At 69.8% G+C, this 15,271-nt stretch carries 21 protein-coding genes and 1 tRNA gene; 6 read left to right on the forward strand and 16 right to left on the reverse strand.

Features of this window, described 5'->3' with window-relative positions:
- Positions 1-3: 3 nt before the first annotated feature.
- Positions 4-345: a DUF3618 domain-containing protein gene (locus tag FOJ82_RS02360; protein ID WP_143936831.1), complete on the reverse strand. Its 342-nt coding sequence runs from the start codon at positions 343-345 to the stop codon at positions 4-6.
- Between the two features lie 49 nt (positions 346-394).
- On the opposite strand from FOJ82_RS02360, the gene FOJ82_RS02365 reads away from it, so the two are divergent.
- Both FOJ82_RS02365 and FOJ82_RS16930 read left to right on the forward strand, forming a co-directional pair.
- A complete protein-coding gene (locus FOJ82_RS02365) occupies positions 395-874 on the forward strand; it encodes a peroxiredoxin (protein ID WP_143936832.1) in 480 nt (159 codons plus the stop codon).
- Positions 867-1,559: an IMPACT family protein gene (locus tag FOJ82_RS16930; protein ID WP_143936833.1), complete on the forward strand. Its 693-nt coding sequence runs from the start codon at positions 867-869 to the stop codon at positions 1,557-1,559. Before FOJ82_RS02365 ends, FOJ82_RS16930 begins: the two co-directional genes overlap by 8 nt.
- Here FOJ82_RS16930 and FOJ82_RS02375 read toward each other — a convergent pair.
- Positions 1,517-2,005 (reverse strand): SRPBCC family protein, encoded by a 489-nt coding sequence (locus tag FOJ82_RS02375; protein ID WP_143936834.1) that lies wholly within the window; start codon positions 2,003-2,005, stop codon positions 1,517-1,519. The genes FOJ82_RS16930 and FOJ82_RS02375 overlap by 43 nt on opposite strands.
- Positions 2,002-2,349, reverse strand: a complete 348-nt coding sequence (locus FOJ82_RS02380; protein ID WP_143937387.1) for an ArsR/SmtB family transcription factor — start codon at positions 2,347-2,349, stop codon at positions 2,002-2,004. The genes FOJ82_RS02375 and FOJ82_RS02380 overlap by 4 nt, the downstream gene beginning before the upstream one ends.
- A gap of 118 nt (positions 2,350-2,467) precedes the next feature.
- Between FOJ82_RS02380 and FOJ82_RS02385 the strand changes: the two genes are divergently transcribed.
- On the forward strand, positions 2,468-2,980 hold the full coding sequence (locus FOJ82_RS02385) for a DUF6328 family protein (RefSeq protein WP_185975585.1): 513 nt from the start codon (positions 2,468-2,470) through the stop codon (positions 2,978-2,980).
- Here FOJ82_RS02385 and FOJ82_RS02390 read toward each other — a convergent pair.
- The 3 genes from FOJ82_RS02390 to thpR form a co-directional block, all read right to left on the reverse strand.
- Complete coding sequence (locus tag FOJ82_RS02390; protein WP_143936835.1) at positions 2,937-4,172, reverse strand: MFS transporter; 1,236 nt, start codon at positions 4,170-4,172, stop codon at positions 2,937-2,939. The two genes, FOJ82_RS02385 and FOJ82_RS02390, sit on opposite strands and share 44 nt — an antisense overlap.
- A gap of 1 nt (position 4,173) precedes the next feature.
- A tRNA-Leu gene (locus FOJ82_RS02395) sits at positions 4,174-4,255 on the reverse strand.
- Between the two features lie 36 nt (positions 4,256-4,291).
- The gene (gene thpR / locus FOJ82_RS02400; RefSeq protein WP_143936836.1) at positions 4,292-4,852 is read right to left on the reverse strand and encodes an RNA 2',3'-cyclic phosphodiesterase; all 561 of its coding nucleotides are present in this window, start codon (positions 4,850-4,852) and stop codon (positions 4,292-4,294) included.
- Positions 4,853-4,965: 113 nt separating this feature from the next.
- Here thpR and FOJ82_RS02405 point away from each other — a divergent pair, with 113 nt between their 5' ends.
- Positions 4,966-5,769: a methyltransferase domain-containing protein gene (locus FOJ82_RS02405; RefSeq protein WP_143936837.1), complete on the forward strand. Its 804-nt coding sequence runs from the start codon at positions 4,966-4,968 to the stop codon at positions 5,767-5,769.
- On the opposite strand, the gene FOJ82_RS02410 is transcribed toward FOJ82_RS02405, so the two are convergent.
- Positions 5,739-7,085, reverse strand: a complete 1,347-nt coding sequence (locus FOJ82_RS02410) for a DNA polymerase IV (RefSeq protein ID WP_143936838.1) — start codon at positions 7,083-7,085, stop codon at positions 5,739-5,741. The two genes, FOJ82_RS02405 and FOJ82_RS02410, sit on opposite strands and share 31 nt — an antisense overlap.
- Before the next feature lie 91 nt (positions 7,086-7,176).
- On the opposite strand from FOJ82_RS02410, the gene FOJ82_RS02415 reads away from it, so the two are divergent.
- Positions 7,177-8,130: an SdpI family protein gene (locus FOJ82_RS02415; RefSeq protein WP_143936839.1), complete on the forward strand. Its 954-nt coding sequence runs from the start codon at positions 7,177-7,179 to the stop codon at positions 8,128-8,130.
- Here the strand turns inward: FOJ82_RS02415 and FOJ82_RS02420 are convergent.
- From FOJ82_RS02420 to clpS, 9 genes are read right to left on the reverse strand one after another with little or no spacing between them, the layout of a single operon-like run.
- The gene (locus FOJ82_RS02420) at positions 8,105-9,214 is read right to left on the reverse strand and encodes an LOG family protein (protein WP_143936840.1); all 1,110 of its coding nucleotides are present in this window, start codon (positions 9,212-9,214) and stop codon (positions 8,105-8,107) included. The genes FOJ82_RS02415 and FOJ82_RS02420 overlap by 26 nt on opposite strands.
- A 33-nt stretch (positions 9,215-9,247) precedes the next feature.
- Positions 9,248-9,730 carry a dihydrofolate reductase gene (locus FOJ82_RS02425; RefSeq protein ID WP_143936841.1) on the reverse strand — a complete coding sequence of 161 codons (483 nt, stop codon included), beginning with the start codon at positions 9,728-9,730 and terminating at the stop codon, positions 9,248-9,250.
- A gap of 12 nt (positions 9,731-9,742) precedes the next feature.
- Complete coding sequence (locus tag FOJ82_RS02430; protein WP_143936842.1) at positions 9,743-10,558, reverse strand: thymidylate synthase; 816 nt, start codon at positions 10,556-10,558, stop codon at positions 9,743-9,745.
- Between the two features lies 1 nt (position 10,559).
- Complete coding sequence (gene rdgB, locus FOJ82_RS02435; protein WP_143936843.1) at positions 10,560-11,165, reverse strand: RdgB/HAM1 family non-canonical purine NTP pyrophosphatase; 606 nt, start codon at positions 11,163-11,165, stop codon at positions 10,560-10,562.
- Positions 11,162-11,890, reverse strand: a complete 729-nt coding sequence (gene rph / locus FOJ82_RS02440; protein ID WP_143936844.1) for a ribonuclease PH — start codon at positions 11,888-11,890, stop codon at positions 11,162-11,164. The genes rdgB and rph overlap by 4 nt, the downstream gene beginning before the upstream one ends.
- Positions 11,891-11,906: 16 nt before the next feature.
- On the reverse strand, positions 11,907-12,029 hold the full coding sequence (locus FOJ82_RS16830) for a hypothetical protein (protein WP_281279915.1): 123 nt from the start codon (positions 12,027-12,029) through the stop codon (positions 11,907-11,909).
- A gap of 28 nt (positions 12,030-12,057) precedes the next feature.
- On the reverse strand, positions 12,058-12,861 hold the full coding sequence (gene murI / locus FOJ82_RS02445) for a glutamate racemase (protein WP_143936845.1): 804 nt from the start codon (positions 12,859-12,861) through the stop codon (positions 12,058-12,060).
- On the reverse strand, positions 12,858-13,421 hold the full coding sequence (locus FOJ82_RS02450) for a DUF2017 family protein (protein ID WP_143936846.1): 564 nt from the start codon (positions 13,419-13,421) through the stop codon (positions 12,858-12,860). Before FOJ82_RS02450 ends, murI begins: the two co-directional genes overlap by 4 nt.
- Positions 13,418-13,723, reverse strand: a complete 306-nt coding sequence (gene clpS / locus FOJ82_RS02455; protein ID WP_143936847.1) for an ATP-dependent Clp protease adapter ClpS — start codon at positions 13,721-13,723, stop codon at positions 13,418-13,420. The genes FOJ82_RS02450 and clpS overlap by 4 nt, the downstream gene beginning before the upstream one ends.
- Before the next feature lie 69 nt (positions 13,724-13,792).
- Between clpS and FOJ82_RS02460 the strand changes: the two genes are divergently transcribed.
- The gene (locus FOJ82_RS02460) at positions 13,793-15,145 is read left to right on the forward strand and encodes a nicotinate phosphoribosyltransferase (protein WP_143936848.1); all 1,353 of its coding nucleotides are present in this window, start codon (positions 13,793-13,795) and stop codon (positions 15,143-15,145) included.
- The last annotated feature ends 126 nt before the right edge of the window (positions 15,146-15,271 follow it).

Genomic DNA, 15,271 nt, shown 5'->3' on the forward strand with positions numbered 1-15,271 from the left:
CGCTCACCTGGTAGCTTCCAGGGCCTTGCGGACCTGCGCCTGCACGCTCCTGGTCCGACGGCCGGCGACCACGTTCAGCGTCACCGCGAACACCACCACCCCGAGGACCGCTCCCCCGATGGCCAGGAGCCGGTCGGTGCGCCAGCCGTTGGCGTCCTTCACCTGTGCCTTGGCTGCCTTGAACTCGTCAGCGACGAAGCCCTTGGCCTCGTCGATGCCGCGCTTGGCGATGTTCTTGGGGTGTACCTCCTCGACGAAGTCGCCCAGCGAGTCCGCCACCCTGGCACGATTCCTTGCGAGGTCCGCCCGAATCTCTGCCACCGGGCGCGCCTTCTTGCTGGCCATCGAATCTCCTTACGTCGATCCCCCTCAGCCTAGCCCCTAGGATGGGCGCATGACTGCGCGCTTGACACAAGGCTCCAAGGCACCCGACCTGCGGCTGCCTGATTCGGAGGGCAACACCACCACGCTCGCCGACTACTCCGGTTCCTCACTCATCCTGTACTTCTACCCAGCGGCCATGACGCCCGGGTGCACCACGCAGGCCGTCGACTTCTCCGAGTCGCTGGACGCGCTGACAGACGCCGGCTACACCGTCGTGGGCGTGTCCCCGGACTCCGTCGAGCGGCTGGCGAAGTTCAAGGAGAAGTCCGACGTCGGGTTCACCCTCCTGTCGGACGCGGACAAGGAGGCCCTCAACGACTACGGGGCCTACGGCACCAAGAAGCTCTACGGCAAGGAGATCGAGGGAGTGCTCCGCTCCACGTTCGTGATCGACGTCGACGAGTCGGGCGAGGGCACCGTTCGGGTTGCCCAGTACAACGTCAAGGCCACCGGACACGTCGCGAAGCTCCGTCGCGAACTGGGTGTCTGACGGGTTCCTCACCATCGACGCCGCGCCCGGCCGCGGCGTCGACGTCGAGCTCGAGATCAAGCGCTCCCGCTTCCTGACCAGGCTGCGGCGGGTGGGCTCGGAGGATGAGGCCCGCGCGGTCGTCGAGGAGCGTCGCAGGGCGATGTTCGACGCCCGGCACCACTGCAGCGCCTTCGTGCTCGGCCCCGATGCCCGCACGGCACGCTCCTCCGACGACGGCGAACCCGCCGGCACCGCGGGCGTGCCGATGCTGGGGGTACTCAACAGCAATCGGCTCACCGACGTCGTCGCGGTGGTGACCCGCTACTTCGGTGGCATCAAGCTGGGCGCCGGCGGCCTGGTGCGTGCCTACTCCGACGCCGTCGCCCGCGCCGTCGCCGCGGTCGGGACCCGGCGGGTGGTGCGGTGCGACGTGCTGGCCGTCGAGGTCTCGGCGGCCGAGGCCGGCTCGGTGGAGTCGCAGCTGCGCGGCCTCGTGCTCCCCGACGGGACGCCCGTCACGGTCGACGGGGTGGACTGGGCCGAGCGCGCAACCATCAACCTCGCGGTGCCACGGCGGGGCCGTGAGGACTTCGACACCGCCCTCACGACCCTCTCCTCGGGAACCCTCACGGCCACTGTGGTGGCCGAGCGCTGGGTGGATCAGACCTCGCCGTCGGCGAGGAGCCGGTCCAGCTTGGCGTAGCCGTCGTTGACGCCCACCTCCATGCCCGAGGACAACCAGCCGTCGCGGGCCTCGAAGCTGTCGCACAGCGACTGCGCGTGCAGCCGCGTGATCCCGTCCCCGAGGTCCTCGAAGGTCAGCGTCTCCAGGGAGACCTGGTCCGGCATGGCCTCCCAGGTGAACGTCTGCACGATCCGGTCCTCGGAGACGGTGTGGAAGCAGCCGCGGAAGCCGTACTCCTCACCGCCGGACTCCGAGACGTAGCGCCAACTGCCACCGGTGCGGGCGTCCCACTCGATGACCCGACTGGTGATGGAGTCCGGCCCCACCCAGCGCATGAACAGGTCGGGGTCCGTGTGGGCCCTGACGAGCTGCGCCGGAGTGGCCCGGAAATCGCGCGTGGTCCTGATGATCGGTAGTTCCTTGTCGGCCTCGATCTGCGCCTCGGCCGTGGTCGTGGTGCTCATGACACCATTCCTTCCTGTTGGTGAGTCCCATCCATCTCTGCGAGCACGGCGTCGAGGCGCTGGTAGCGCTCCTCCGCCTGCCTGCGGTAGCGCTCGATCCACTTGGTCATCAGGTCGAACACCTCTGCGTCCAGGTGCACCGGACGCCTCTGCGCCTCCCGGCTGCGGGTGACCAGGCCGGCCTCCTCGAGCACCTTCAGGTGCTTGGAGACCGCCTGGATGCTCACGTCGTAGGGCTCGGCGAGCTCGCTCACGGTCGCGTCCGCGACGGTCAGCCGTGCGACGATGTCTCGCCGCGTGGGATCCGCAAGTGCCGCGAATACCCTGCTCAACTCGTCCGCCATGACCACTCCCTCGTCGTCAACCGTTTGGTTGAACACCATCCTGCGCCAGAGCCTCCCAGATTGTCAACCCTTTGGTTGAACAAGCTTTTGGGGCAGCACGTCCGAGTAGGATCGCAGGATGTCCGACGACCGGCCCACCGGCCCTGCCCGGCGCCACGAGACGCCGGGTGAGCGCCTCGACCGCAACTGGGGTGAACTCCTGCAGGAGTTCCGCGTGGCCCAGACCGGGATCCAGATCCTGTTCGGATTCCTGCTGATCCTCCCCTTCCAGGCTGGCTTCTCCGAACTCAACGCCGACCAGCGGAGGATCTACCTGCTGGTCTTCGCCTGCATGACGGTGTCAACGGTTTGCATCCTGGCCCCCGTGGCCGCCCACCGGTTGCTCTTCCGCAAACAGCTCAAGGACGAGCTGGTGAAATTCGGCGGGCGGCTGGCGAAGACGGCGCTGGCGTTCCTGGCCGGTGCCTTCACGGGCGCCGTCGGACTCATCGTCAGCATCGTCGTCGGCCCTGTCTCCGCATGGGTCAGCGCGGGCGCGACGCTGGCGGTCATCGTGGTGCTCTGGTTGGCCATTCCGCTGACAGCACTCAGGACCGCTGCCGAGTCCTCGCAGTCGCGAGCAGAAGGATGACCAGGCCGAGCAGAGCGGCGCCCAACCCCAGCCAGCGGTAGCCGAACGCCTCCATCACTCCTCCTGCCACCGCACCTCCGGCGGCGGCGGCGAGACCCATGCCCACCTCGGCCAAGCCCTGCACCGCGGCTCTCTCGTCCGGCCGCACGGCCGCTGTCAACATCGTCGATCCGGACACGAGCGTGCAGGACCAGCCCAGGCCCAGGAGGAACAGGGCCACCAGCAGCAGCGAGGACCAGCCGGCCTGGGACACTGAGGTCAGCAGCGCCGCGGCCACCAGCAGCACTCCCCCGGTCCCGGCCACCACGACGCCTCCGCGGCGGTCGACGGCCACGCCGACCAGCGGCGAGAACGCGAACATCCCGAGGATGTGGACCGACAGCACGAAGCCGATCACCTCGAGCTCGGCGTGGCCGTGGGCCATGTGAAGGGGTGTCATCCCCATCACCCCCACCATCACCACGTGACCGAGCGCGACCACCAGCGCGCCGCGGCGGGCCTGTGGGTGGGCACGCAGGACGCGCAGGCCGCGGCTGAGGGAGCCGTCGTTGTCGGCGGGGGCCGCCCCGGGGACCGCACCGGCGAGCTCGCGGGAGACCAGCAGCGGATCGGGCCGCAACCAGCGCACGATGACGACGATTCCCAATAGCAGCCCCACCAGCGCGAACAGGAAGGAGCCCGCGAGGTCGGGGACCCCGACCAGGCGTCCGAGCTCGCGGCCGGGCCCGATCAGGTTCGGCCCGAGCACGGCCCCGACGGTGGCCGCCCACACGACGATGGACAGGTCGCGGCCGCGGTGGGCGTCCTCGGCGAGGTCGGCGGCTGCGTAGCGGGACTGCCCGTTGCCCGCGGTGGCACCGCCGAAGGCCAGCATGCCGAGCACGAGGAGGGGGTAGCTGCGCAGCAGCGCGGCCGCGATGATGACAAGGGAGCCGACGGCGGCGAGGGAGTAGCTGAACCACAACCCCGGACGACGGCCCCGCGCCGCCATGATCCGCGCGGTGGGGATGGCGATCAGTGCACCTCCGAGGACCTGCGCCGTGGTCCCGAAGCCGGCGAGGGTCTCGGATCCGGTGAGGTCGTCGGCCAGGAGGACCCCCACGGACGCGCCGCTGGCCATCCCGAGACTGGTCAGGACCTGGGCACCGACGAGTGTGCGGATGACGCGACGTTGCAGTGCCTGGTCAGCCATGTACCGAAGAAGGGACTTGAACCCTCACGCCCGAAGGCACAGGAACCTAAATCCTGCGTGTCTACCAATTCCACCACTTCGGCCCGGCCCCATCCGGGGCCGTCGCCAAGCATAGGCCACTAGGCCCCGAGCGGGAATCTCTCCAGCACCTCGTAGCGGTTGCCGGGATCGGCCATGTGCGACTGCACCAGGGCCACCTCGGTGACGCGCCAGGTCCAGCCGGGGAAGGAGTCCACCACGTGGAACCACTTCGTCGCGTCGAACGGACGGCGCGCGCGGGCCAGGGTCAGGTGGCCCCGGAAGCGGCTGCCGTCCGGCGAGGCCCCGGCACGCGTGGCCGCTCCCCTGCACGAGGTGGCCAGGGCCGCCAACTGCTCGTGCCCCTCCTCCACCGACATCGCCAGCACCCGGGCCCTGGCGGGGTTCGGGAAGCACAGTGCCCCTGCCACGCCGACGTCGAAGGGACTGGAACGCGCCATGGCACCCGCCAGGTTCTCGACCAACAGGTCCAGGGCGGTGTCGGAGACCGAGGCCATGAACGCGGTGGTCAGGTGCCAGCCCTCCGGACGGGTCCAACGCCAGTACTCGATGCCCGCCTCCCGGCGCGGTTCGAGGTGACGACCCAGGTCGGCGACAACCGGTTCGGGCGGCAGGACGGCTGTGAAGAGTCTCGCTCCCATGGCGGCGAGTTTACGCGGGGCCGATTCCGCGATCCATTCACGTCCGCAAACGCCCCTGCGCGCAGTATTGTGTGCCCACGCGTGCGATCGGTTTGTTGGAGGGGGACCACGGCATGAACACGCTTCTGCCTGCTGAACGAGACCGGCTGCTGCGGGCCGCGGAACTCTACGAGCGCGAGTACGTGCCCACGGTCGGCCGGCCGATGGCCTACTGCCTGCTGTCCGCCGCCCAGCCGCGGAGCCACGAGCAGGTGCTCGACGTCGCCTGCGGCACCGGCATCGTGGCCCGGACCGCCGCCGAGGCCGTGGTGGACGTCGGCAACGTCACCGGGTTGGACCCGAGCGAGCCGATGCTGGAGGTGGCCGCCACCAAGGCTCCGAGCGGCATGAACTGGGTGCTGGGCACAGCCGAGGACATCCCGCTGGCCGACGACTCCTTCACCCTGGTTTTGTGCCTGCAGGGGCTGCAGTACTTCGCCGACAGACACAGGGCGCTGGCCGAGATCCGCCGGGTGCTGGGGCCCGGGGGGCGCTTCGCCACCCTCACCCCCGGACCAACGCCCCCGTTCATGAAGGCGATGGCAGAGGCCCTGGGCGCCCATGTGGGCCCGCACGCCGAGCGCTTCGTGGAGCGCATCTTCGAGCTGGGACAGCCCGATGAGGTGGCCGCGCTCCTGCGCGAGGCGGACTTCCACGACGTCCGCACGGAGGCCGCCACCGTCACGATCACGCTGCCGCCGCCGCGGGACACCTTCGACATGTACATCGCGGCGACGCCGCTGGCACCCATGGTGGCTGTCCTCGACGAGCCGCAGCTGCAGCGGTTGCGCGACGACTTCGTCGAGCGCTGTGCCGCCTTGGACGATCCCACCGTGCTGCTGATCGACTACGTCGTGGCGCTGGGCTCCAAGCCCTGAGGCGCGGGCAACTCCGGCAGGTCGGGGGCGGGCCGCAGTGACGGGTCGGCGGCTTCGAAGGTCCTGATGGGGCCGGGGCCTGTGTCCCTGGTCTCGAATCGCACGGTCACGCGCCCGAGCCCGGCCCCCCACACCCAGCCCCGACCGAACTCGTCGTGCTCGACGTCGGCGCCGGGATGGTAACCGTGCCCGCGCACGCCGGAGACGGCGACCTCGCTCGAGGTCTGGGTGGCCCCGACGGGCGTCTCGGACTCGTCGTCGAAGAGCTGCTCCTGGGCGGCGCGGGTGAAGTTGGAGGCGCCGATGCCGAGCAGGCGGACCCCGGCCCGGACGTCGACCTCCCGCAGCAACTCCTCACCGACGGCAGCGATCACCTCAACCCTGTCGGTGGCCCCGGCCAGGGACCGCGCCTTGGACACGGTGGTGAAGTCGCCCATCCTGACCTTGATGCTGATGGTCTTGGCGAACACCCCCGCCGCCTCCACGCGCCTCGCGACCAGCCGGGCGTCGCGGCGCAGGATGTCCTCCAGTTCGGCGCGGTCCTTGAGGTCGCTGGGGAACGTGTCCTCGGTGGAGATGGACTTCGCCTCCCGCTCGGCGACCACGGGCCGGTTGTCGCGGGCGAATGCGAGCTCCGCCAAGGCCTCCCCCGACGCCCTGCCCAGCTCGCGGACGAGTTCCCCGGGATCGGCGTGCCGGAGGTCCTCGACGGTGTGCATCCCGATGGTCACGAGCTTCTGCTCGGTGACCGGTCCGACCCCCGGGATGTTGCGCACCGGCATCGGCGCGATGAAGTCCAGCTCCTCCCCCGGCCGCACCACGCGGAACCCGTCAGGCTTGCCGTCCTCGGAGGCCAGCTTGGCGAGGAACTTGCTGCTGGCCACACCGACCGACGCCGTCAGACCGGCGGTGCGGCGGGTGAGCTCGCTGCGCAGCTCCCGGACGTGGTCCTCGACGCGTGAGAGGTCCCAGCCACTGGCTGCGAGGTCCACGAACGCCTCGTCCAGGCTCAACGGCTCCACCAATGGCGACACCTCCGCGAGGAGCGCCATCACCACGCGGGAGGACTGCCGGTAGGCGTCGAACCGGCCACCGAGGAACGCTGCGTTGGGCGCCCTTCGACGCGCCTCAGTGCCGGGCATGGCGGAGCGGACACCGAAACGCCTGGCCTCGTAGCTGGCCGTGGCCACGACCCCGCGAGGGCCCGAGCCGCCCACCACGACCGCCTTGCCCCGCAAGCTGGGCTTGTCCCGCTGCTCGACGGCGGCGAAGAAGGCGTCCAGGTCCAGGTGCAGGATGCTGGCCGTCGAACGCATGCTGCAGAGGCTACCGGTCCGCCATGGGCAGGGCCGTGTCGAACCGGCGGGTATCCTACTGGGCGAAATGGTCTTTGTCTGAGGAGCAGCAGTGACCCAGCGCAACCGCGGTCTTGTCGTCGGCATGCTGATCGCTCTGGCGGCACATCTGGTCGCCGCAGGTCTTGTCTGGAGCGTGTTCGGCCGGCTTCCCGAGTTGGTGGTCAGTCACTGGGGCCCGAACGGTCCTGACGGCTTCGTGGCCAAGGGGCACACCTTCTGGGTGCTCCTCGGCTCGCTGGGCTTCACCGTCTTGTTCACCCTGCTGGTCGCCGCAGTGACGCCGCGTGGCGAAGGGGCCACAGTCGCGGGGCTCGGGGCGGCCATGGGCGTTTTCCTGGCAGTGCTGCTCGGCGGCACGACAGTGTTGCAGTCCGGCACCACCTCCGCTGGACCGCTGGAGTTCCAATCCTGGTGGCTCCTTCCCGCAGTCACCGTCGCGATCCTCACCGGGATTGCGTCGTCGAGTCTTGTCGGTCAGGCACCACCACGGCCGAACGCCACCAGGATTCCGCCCCATTCGGCGCGTCTACCAGAGGAGGATCCGCGACGTACCTGGAACGCCATCGTTGCGTCGTCACCCGGGTTCCTGCTGATCCTGTTGCTCCCCGTCCCGGTGTTCCTCATCGTGGCCTTCGCCATGCAGGACTGGCTCCTGCCCCTCGTCTTCATGGTGCTGGTCGCGATTCCGCTGCTGGGTATGTGGCGCTGGAGAATCGGCGTCGACGCCGATGGTCTCAGCGTCGTGGGGCACCTGGGCTGGCCAAGGCTGCACCGCGGGCTGCACGAGATCGAGGAAGCGTCGGTACTCGAGCGCGTCGAGGCGATGGAGTACGGCGGACCGGGTCTGCGCATGACCTCGCAGGGTGCGCGGCTGGCGTTGCGCAGCGGCCCCGGCCTGCGTCTCGAACTGTCCGACGGCACGGACTTCATCGCCACTGTGCCAGGGGCCGACACCGCCGCTCGCACACTCAACACCCTCATCGGCGAGCAACGCGAGCGATGAGGAACTCGCCTGCTTCCTCGACAGTGTCGACCAGCCTGATGGCGTCGGCCATGGGCTTGCCGGCCGCCAGCGACGACAGCAGCGGCCAGGCGGGCAGCGTGCGCGTCCACTGCTCGACCCCGACCAGCACCAGCGGCGTGATGGTCGAGGGGTCCTCCGCGTAGTAGTTGCCCGTGACGGCCTGGAACAGTTCCTGGACCGTGCCGGCGGCGCCGGGCAGGTAGACCAGGCCGCCGCGGCAACGCTTGAGCAGGATGTCCTCGCGCAGGGCGTTGGAGCAGAACTTCGCGATCTGGGAGGCGAACACGTTGGGCGGCTCGTGGCCGTAGAACCAGGTGGGGATGCCGAGGTTGTCGGACCCGCCGGAGAACTGGGCCTTCACCTCGAACGCGACCTTGGCCCAGTCGTCGACGGAGGGGACGAACCGCGGGACCGTGGCCAGCATGCGCAGCGCCTCCGCCAGCGCCTGGGGTCCGTGCGGGGCCAGCCTCGCGCCGAGGTTGGCAGCCTCCATGGCGCCCGGTCCGCCGCCGGAGGCCACCAGCTTGCCGGCGAGCGCGAGCTGCATGCCGAGGCGTGCAGTGGCCGCGTAGCCCTCGCTCCCCCGCTGCAGGGCATGTCCGCCCATCACACCCACGACCTGGACGGGGTCCACCATGTCCAGGTAGTCGTCGAGGGCCTCCGCGATCGCATGGTCGTGCAGCGACTCGGCCAGTTGCTGGTCCAGCGACGGCTCACCCGCGGCTCCGCGCGTCCACGCGTAGCCACGGGCGTCGAGGCTGTCCTCGTAGGTTCCCGTCGGGTAGGTGTCGAACAGGTCGATGGGCGTGTACAGGTGCGCACGATAGGTGTTCAGCGGCGCGTCCGGCAGGCGCGGGAACAGCAGGGCGCCACCGGCGCGCAGGATCTGGGCGCCCTCCTCGCTCAGGCGGCAGCCCAGCACCAGGGCGCCGTCGACGCGGCAGGTCCGCAGCGCATCGTCGCGATGCCTCAGGTCGAGCGACTGCAATACCGCCCTGGACAGGTCACCGCCCGCCGCCACGGCGTCGTCGAACTGGGCGAGGGTGTCCATCTCGGTGCGCATGGCCCCGAGCCTAGTTCGCGGCCGCGGCCCGCGTCAGGTCATCGTCGGTGTGGGGCGGTACTGGACGAAGTCGAAGCCCGGCATGGGTTCGCGGGAGATCTCGGTCCACTCCCGCTGGGTCACCAGCGGGAACGTCGCGCCGCCCTCGGGCGACTGGTGGACGTGGGTCAGGTCCAGCTCGGTCAGGTAGGGCCAGGCGGCTGCGTAGATCTCCGCCCCGCCGCCGACGTAGCAGATCTTCTCCGGCGTCTGGGCGGCCAGTTCGAGGGCTTCCTCGATCGAGTGCGCCACCTCGACGCCCTCCTCGGACCAGTCCCGGTTGCGGGTGACGACGATCAGCCGGCGGTTCGGCAGCCGACGCCCGATCTGCTCGTGCGTGCGCCGCCCGAAGATCAGCGTGTTGCCGGTGGTGACCTCCTTGAACCGCTTGAAGTCCAGCGGCAGGTGCCAAAGCATGTCGTCCCCGGAGCCGATGACTCCGTTGTCCGCGACTGCGGCGATCGCAACGATGCGCACTTCTACGTCCTCCTAGACGGCGATGGGCGCCTTGATGGCGGGCGCCGGGTTGTAGTCGAGCACCTCGATGTCGGCGAGCTCGAACTCGTCGATCGCCCTGACGTCGGGGTTCAGCCGCAGGGTCGGGAGCGTTCCGGGCTTGCGGGTCAACTGCTCGGCCACCTGGTCGAAGTGGTTGGAGTAGATGTGGGCGTCACCGAAGGTGTGGACGAAGTCGCCCACCTCGAGATCGCTGACCTGCGCGACCAGGTGGGTGAGCAGGGCATAGCTGGCGATGTTGAACGGCACGCCGAGGAACAGGTCCGCGGAGCGCTGGTACAGCTGGCAGCTGAGCACCCCCCTGCCGCCCTCCTGCGCGGGTGGGGCCACGTAGAACTGGAACAGCGAGTGGCACGGCGGCAGGGCCATCTCGTCGACGTCGGCGACGTTCCACGCGCTGACGATGTGGCGGCGGGAGTCGGGCTTGGTGCGCAGGGACTCGATAAGGTTCGCGATCTGGTCGACGTGCCGGCCGTCGGGCGTGGGCCAGGAGCGCCACTGGTACCCGTAGACGGGCCCCAGGTTGCCGTCGGCGTCGGCCCACTCGTCCCAGATGGTGATCCGGTTCTCGTGCAGCCACTTGATGTTGGTCTCGCCGCGCAGGAACCACAGCAGTTCCCCGAACACGCTGCGGGTGTGGACCTTCTTCGTGGTCAGCAGCGGGAAGCCCTCGCGCAGGTCGAAGCGGAGTTGGTGCCCGAAGATGCTCCGGGTACCGGTGCCGGTGCGGTCCGACTTGTCGATGCCGGTGTCCATCACGAGCCTGAGCAGGTCCAGGTACTGCTGCATCTCAGCCCTCCTCGAGCCAGTCCACGAAAGCGCGCACCGCGTGGCCGCGGTGGCTGATGGCGTCCTTGGCCGACGGCGTCAACTCGGCCGTGGTCTGCGCGTGTCCGTCGGCGACGAAGATCGGGTCGTACCCGAAGCCGTTGGTCCCGGCCTCCGCGGTGGCGATCCGACCGGGCATCTCGCCGCGCCAGACGAGCCGCTCGCCGTCGGGAGCGACGAAGGCCAGGGCGCACACGAACCGGGCGGTGCGGCGATCCTCGGGGACGCCGTCGAGCTGCCTGAGCAGGAGCTCGAGGTTGGCCCGGTCGTCACACTCGGGCCCGGCCCAGCGGGCGGAGCGGACGCCGGGCATGCCGCCCAGTTCGTCGACCTCCAGGCCGGAGTCGTCGGCGATGGCGGCCACACCGGTCGCCGCGACGGCCGCCTCTGCCTTCAGGAAGGCATTGCCCTCGAAGGTGCGCTCGGTCTCGTCCGGGTCGGGGTAGGACGGGAAGTCCGCCAGGCCCAGGACCTGCACGTCCAGGCCGGCGGCCGCGACGACCCGGCGCAGCTCGACCAGCTTCTTGGCGTTGTTGGTGGCCAGCACCACCCGATCGGGCCGGCTCACTTCGCGAGCGCCTCCTGCTGCAGGCGGGTGAGCTCGGCGCACCCGGCCTCGCCCAGGTCGAGCAGCTGGTTGAGTTCAGCGCGTGTGAACGGCTCGCCCTCCGCGGTGCCCTGCACCTCGATGAGGGTGCCGGAGCCTGTCATCACGATGTTCATGTCGGTGCCCGCGCCGGAGTCCTCCTCGTAGTCGAGGTCCAGCAGGGGCCGGCCTCCGACGAAGCCCACGGAGATCGCGGCCACCGAGTCCTTGAGCGGCTCGCCCTTCAGCGCGCCGAGGCGGCGCAGGTGCGCGACGGCATCGGCCAGTGCGACGTACGCGCCGGTGATGGCTGCGGTTCGGGTGCCGCCGTCGGCCTGGAGGACGTCGCAGTCGAGGACGATGGTGTTCTCGCCGAGGGCCTTGTAGTCGATCACCGCACGCAGCGAGCGGCCGATCAGGCGGGAGATCTCATGGGTGCGGCCACCGATCCTGCCCTTGACGGACTCGCGGTCGCCGCGGGTGTGGGTGGCGCGCGGCAGCATCGAGTACTCGGCGGTCACCCAGCCCAGGCCGGAGTCCTTGCGCCAGCGGGGTACCCCGACGGTGACGCTCGCGGCCACGAGCACGCGGGTGCGCCCGAACTCCACGAGCACCGAGCCCTCGGCATGGTCGAGCCAGTTGCGGGTGATGCGGACTTCGCGCAGGGCGTCGGGGGTGCGGCCGTCGTGGCGGGGGGATTCAGTCATGCCCCCAAACCTATCGTCAGCCGCGTGGGCAGGTGCATCGGTCCGCGGGCGCGACGTCGCCGAGCGCGTACTCGATGTGGTCGCCGCAGCCCTGCCAGGTGGGCTTGTTGCAGGTGGGGCAGGTGATCTTGGTGCACATGGGTGCGTGGTCCTCCGGGTTGGTTCACTCAGTCGATCTTCACTCTAGCGACGTCGGTGACGAACTCCCCCAGCAGGCGCTCGCCGATGCCCTGGAAGTCCGTCGGGTCGCCGGTGGTGAGGAAGGTGCGGGTGGCCTCGCGTGGGCCCTCGTGGACGAGGCCGCGTCGGGTCAGCATGGCGAAGGCGGCCTGGGCCGCGGCCTCGGCACTGGAGACCAGGGTGACGCCGTGGCCCATCACGTAGTTGATCACGCCGCTGAGCAGCGGGTAGTGCGTGCAGCCGAGGATCAGGGTGTCGATCTCCGCCTCGCTGAGCGGGTCGAGGTACTCGCGGGCCACATCGAGGAGCTCGTCCCCGCCGGTGATGCCGGACTCGACGAACTCGACGAAGCGCGGGCACGGCCGGGTGAGGAGCTCGATGTCGGTGTTGATGGCGAAGGCGTCGTCGTAGGAGTTCGAGCGGGCGGTGGACTCGGTGCACACGACGCCGACCCGGCCACTGCGGGTGGCCGCGGCGGCGCGCCTGGCTGCCGGGAGGATCACCTCGGTGATCGGCACCGAGTAGCGTTCGCGGGCGTCGCGCAGCACCGCCGAGGAGGCCGAGTTGCAGGCGATCACCAGCGCCTTGACGTCCATCGACGCGAGGTGGTCCAGCCCCTGCAGGGCGAACTCGCGCACCTGGGCTATCGGGCGGGGCCCGTACGGCTGGCGGGCGGTGTCACCCAGGTAGATGAAGTCCTCGTTCGGCAGCTGGTCGACCAGGGCGCGCATGACCGTGAGGCCACCGAATCCCGAGTCGAAGATCCCGATGGGCCGGTTGAGGTCGTTCACAGTTCTCCTGCCCGCAGGGCCATGATGCGCGCCTCCAGCGCGTCCTCGATGAGGTATCCGAGCCAGTCGCACACGGCGACGGCGGTCGGGTTGTTGGCGACGTCGCGGCGCGTCGCCTCGGCGAGGCGGTCGGTGCTGCCGGTGAGGTCGACGTTCCACTGGGCGCGGATCGCCGACATTGTCTTCACCCAGGCGTCGATGCGCCCCATCGTGACGTAGACCACGGCGTCGTCCTCCATGGACACGTCAGCCAGCACCATCCGCGCGGCCTCGATCCGGTCGCGGGCCTGCTGGGTGATGGCGTCCCGGCGGAACTGACGTGCCTGCTCCTCGTCCTCCAGCGCCGGCGGGAACAGCCGTGCCAGCTCCGGGTCGGCCTCGACGAGCTCGTCTGGACGGTCCGCGAATTCGGCGGCGAGCTGGTCCATCGGGTCGTCGTAGTCCTCGGGCAGGAGGTCGTCCAGTCCCTCGATGTGGCGCACCACGAGTGCGCCCATCACCGAGGCGTGCCCGTCGCTGCCGTCGAACTCCCAGACCACCTCGTTGTCACCGGGCCTCATGCGCGCTCCATCGTGGCCCAGAGGGTGTAGTTCTGCATCGCCATCACGTCGCGCTCCATGGCTTCTCGGTTGCCCGTGGAGACCACGGCCTTGCCGTCGTTGTGCACCCTCAGCATCAACGTCTCGGCCTTGTCCCGGGAGTACTTGAAGTACTCCTGGAACACGTAGGTCACGTAGCTCATGAGGTTGACCGGATCATCCCAGACGATGGTGACCCACTGCTGAGCGGTCGCGGGCGCCTCCGTGGGGGCGTCGAGTACGTCGACTCCCCCTGCCTGCTCCGGTACGCCTTGCTCTGTCATTCCCCCATTCTTACAACGGTCCGGCAAACATGCACGCGCCGCGGGCTCGGGCGCCGCTAGAGTCCACCCATGACAACGGCCCTGCTGACAGACCACTACGAGCTCACCATGGTCCAGGCCGCGCTGGACGCCGGCACCGCCGACCGCCACAGCCTGTTCGACCTGTTCACCAGGCGCCTGCCCGACGGCCGCCGCTACGGCGTCGTCGCCGGTCTGGGCCGGGCAATAGAGGCCATCGAGAACTTCCGGTTCGCCGAGCCGGAGATCAGCTGGCTCCTCGAGCAGGGCGTGATCAAGGAGAACCTCGCCGAGTGGCTCTCGAACTACCGCTTCTCCGGAGACATCTGGGGCTACCCCGAGGGCGAGGTCTACTTCCCGGGCTCACCGGTGTTGAGTGTGGAGGGCTCGTTCGCGGAGTGCTGCGTGCTGGAGACCGTGCTGCTGGCCATCTACAACCACGACTCGGCCATCGCGGCCGCCGCCTCGCGCATGACGTCGATGGCCGACGGCCGCCCCTGCGCCGAGATGGGGGCGCGCCGCACGCACGAGTGGGCCGCCGTCGGCGCCGCGCGGGCCGCCTACATCGCGGGCTTCGCGGCGACGTCGAACCTCGAGGCCGGGCGCACCTGGGGCATCCCCACGATGGGCACCGCCGCGCACTCGTTCACGCTGCTGCACGACTCGGAGGAGCAGGCCTTCAAGGCGCAGCTCGCAAGCCTCGGTGAGGACACCACGCTGCTGGTGGACACCTACGACGAGGACGCCGCCATCCGGCTCGGGGTGCAGCTCACCGAGGGCCGACTGGGCGCCATCCGACTGGACTCCGGGGACCTGGGCATCATGGCCCGCCGCGCCCGCGACCTGTTGGACGACCTGGGCGCCACCGACACCCGCATCACCGTGACCTCGGACCTGGACGAGTGGCAGATCGCTGCCCTCAGCGGGGCCCCCGTCGACGGCTACGGCGTCGGCACGTCGCTGGTCACCGGGTCCGGGCACCCAACCTGCGGGTTCGTCTACAAGCTCGTGGCCCGCGCTGAATCGGCCGACCCCACCGCTCCCATGACGCCCGTGGCGAAGAAGTCCAAGGGCAAGAACACCCTCGGCGGGCGCAAGTTCGCGATGCGTCGTCGCGACGAGAAGGGGGTGGCCGAGGCCGAGGTGATCGGCATGGGCACGCCTCCCACCAACGACGGCGACGACCGGGACCTGCTGGTGGACGTGTACGAACAGGGCGAACTCGTGCACCGGCCCACACTCGAGGACGCGCGCGCCCGCCACGCGGACTCGCTGGCCGAGCTGCCCCTGGCGGCCCGCCGCATCAGCCACGGCGACCCGGCCATCGAGACGATCATCCTCGACGCCTCCGGCGACGAGACAACCAACCCCTACCAAGCGGCCCCGAACCCGGGGAACATCTAGCCTCAGGCTCGCCACGGACCGGCCGTGGACGAGGAGTGCCCCGCAGACGCAGGCCCAGAGTACGTCCTGGTCTTCCAGACCCCGGAGGGTGTGGAGGCCCGGATCTGGGCTTTCTCGGGCGGCTGT

Origin of the sequence: Tessaracoccus rhinocerotis (assembly GCF_007197885.1) — a bacterium.
In the GTDB taxonomy this organism is placed as follows: Bacteria; Actinomycetota; Actinomycetes; order Propionibacteriales; family Propionibacteriaceae; genus Arachnia; species Arachnia rhinocerotis.

What these genes read in the sequence shown, in the direction of transcription:
- FOJ82_RS02360 (WP_143936831.1), bottom strand. Translation starts at nt 345, where the DNA reads ATGGCCAGCAAGAAGGCGCGCCCGGTGGCAGAGATTCGGGCGGACCTC.
- FOJ82_RS02365 (WP_143936832.1), top strand. Translation starts at nt 395, where the DNA reads ATGACTGCGCGCTTGACACAAGGCTCCAAGGCACCCGACCTGCGGCTG.
- FOJ82_RS02375 (WP_143936834.1), bottom strand. Translation starts at nt 2,005, where the DNA reads ATGAGCACCACGACCACGGCCGAGGCGCAGATCGAGGCCGACAAGGAA.
- FOJ82_RS02380 (WP_143937387.1), bottom strand. Translation starts at nt 2,349, where the DNA reads ATGGCGGACGAGTTGAGCAGGGTATTCGCGGCACTTGCGGATCCCACG.
- FOJ82_RS02385 (WP_185975585.1), top strand. Translation starts at nt 2,468, where the DNA reads ATGTCCGACGACCGGCCCACCGGCCCTGCCCGGCGCCACGAGACGCCG.
- FOJ82_RS02390 (WP_143936835.1), bottom strand. Translation starts at nt 4,172, where the DNA reads ATGGCTGACCAGGCACTGCAACGTCGCGTCATCCGCACACTCGTCGGT.
- thpR (WP_143936836.1), bottom strand. Translation starts at nt 4,852, where the DNA reads ATGGGAGCGAGACTCTTCACAGCCGTCCTGCCGCCCGAACCGGTTGTC.
- FOJ82_RS02405 (WP_143936837.1), top strand. Translation starts at nt 4,966, where the DNA reads ATGAACACGCTTCTGCCTGCTGAACGAGACCGGCTGCTGCGGGCCGCG.
- FOJ82_RS02410 (WP_143936838.1), bottom strand. Translation starts at nt 7,085, where the DNA reads ATGCGTTCGACGGCCAGCATCCTGCACCTGGACCTGGACGCCTTCTTC.
- FOJ82_RS02420 (WP_143936840.1), bottom strand. Translation starts at nt 9,214, where the DNA reads ATGCGCACCGAGATGGACACCCTCGCCCAGTTCGACGACGCCGTGGCG.
- FOJ82_RS02430 (WP_143936842.1), bottom strand. Translation starts at nt 10,558, where the DNA reads ATGCAGCAGTACCTGGACCTGCTCAGGCTCGTGATGGACACCGGCATC.
- rph (WP_143936844.1), bottom strand. Translation starts at nt 11,890, where the DNA reads ATGACTGAATCCCCCCGCCACGACGGCCGCACCCCCGACGCCCTGCGC.
- FOJ82_RS16830 (WP_281279915.1), bottom strand. Translation starts at nt 12,029, where the DNA reads ATGTGCACCAAGATCACCTGCCCCACCTGCAACAAGCCCACCTGGCAG.
- FOJ82_RS02450 (WP_143936846.1), bottom strand. Translation starts at nt 13,421, where the DNA reads ATGAGGCCCGGTGACAACGAGGTGGTCTGGGAGTTCGACGGCAGCGAC.
- clpS (WP_143936847.1), bottom strand. Translation starts at nt 13,723, where the DNA reads ATGACAGAGCAAGGCGTACCGGAGCAGGCAGGGGGAGTCGACGTACTC.
- FOJ82_RS02460 (WP_143936848.1), top strand. Translation starts at nt 13,793, where the DNA reads ATGACAACGGCCCTGCTGACAGACCACTACGAGCTCACCATGGTCCAG.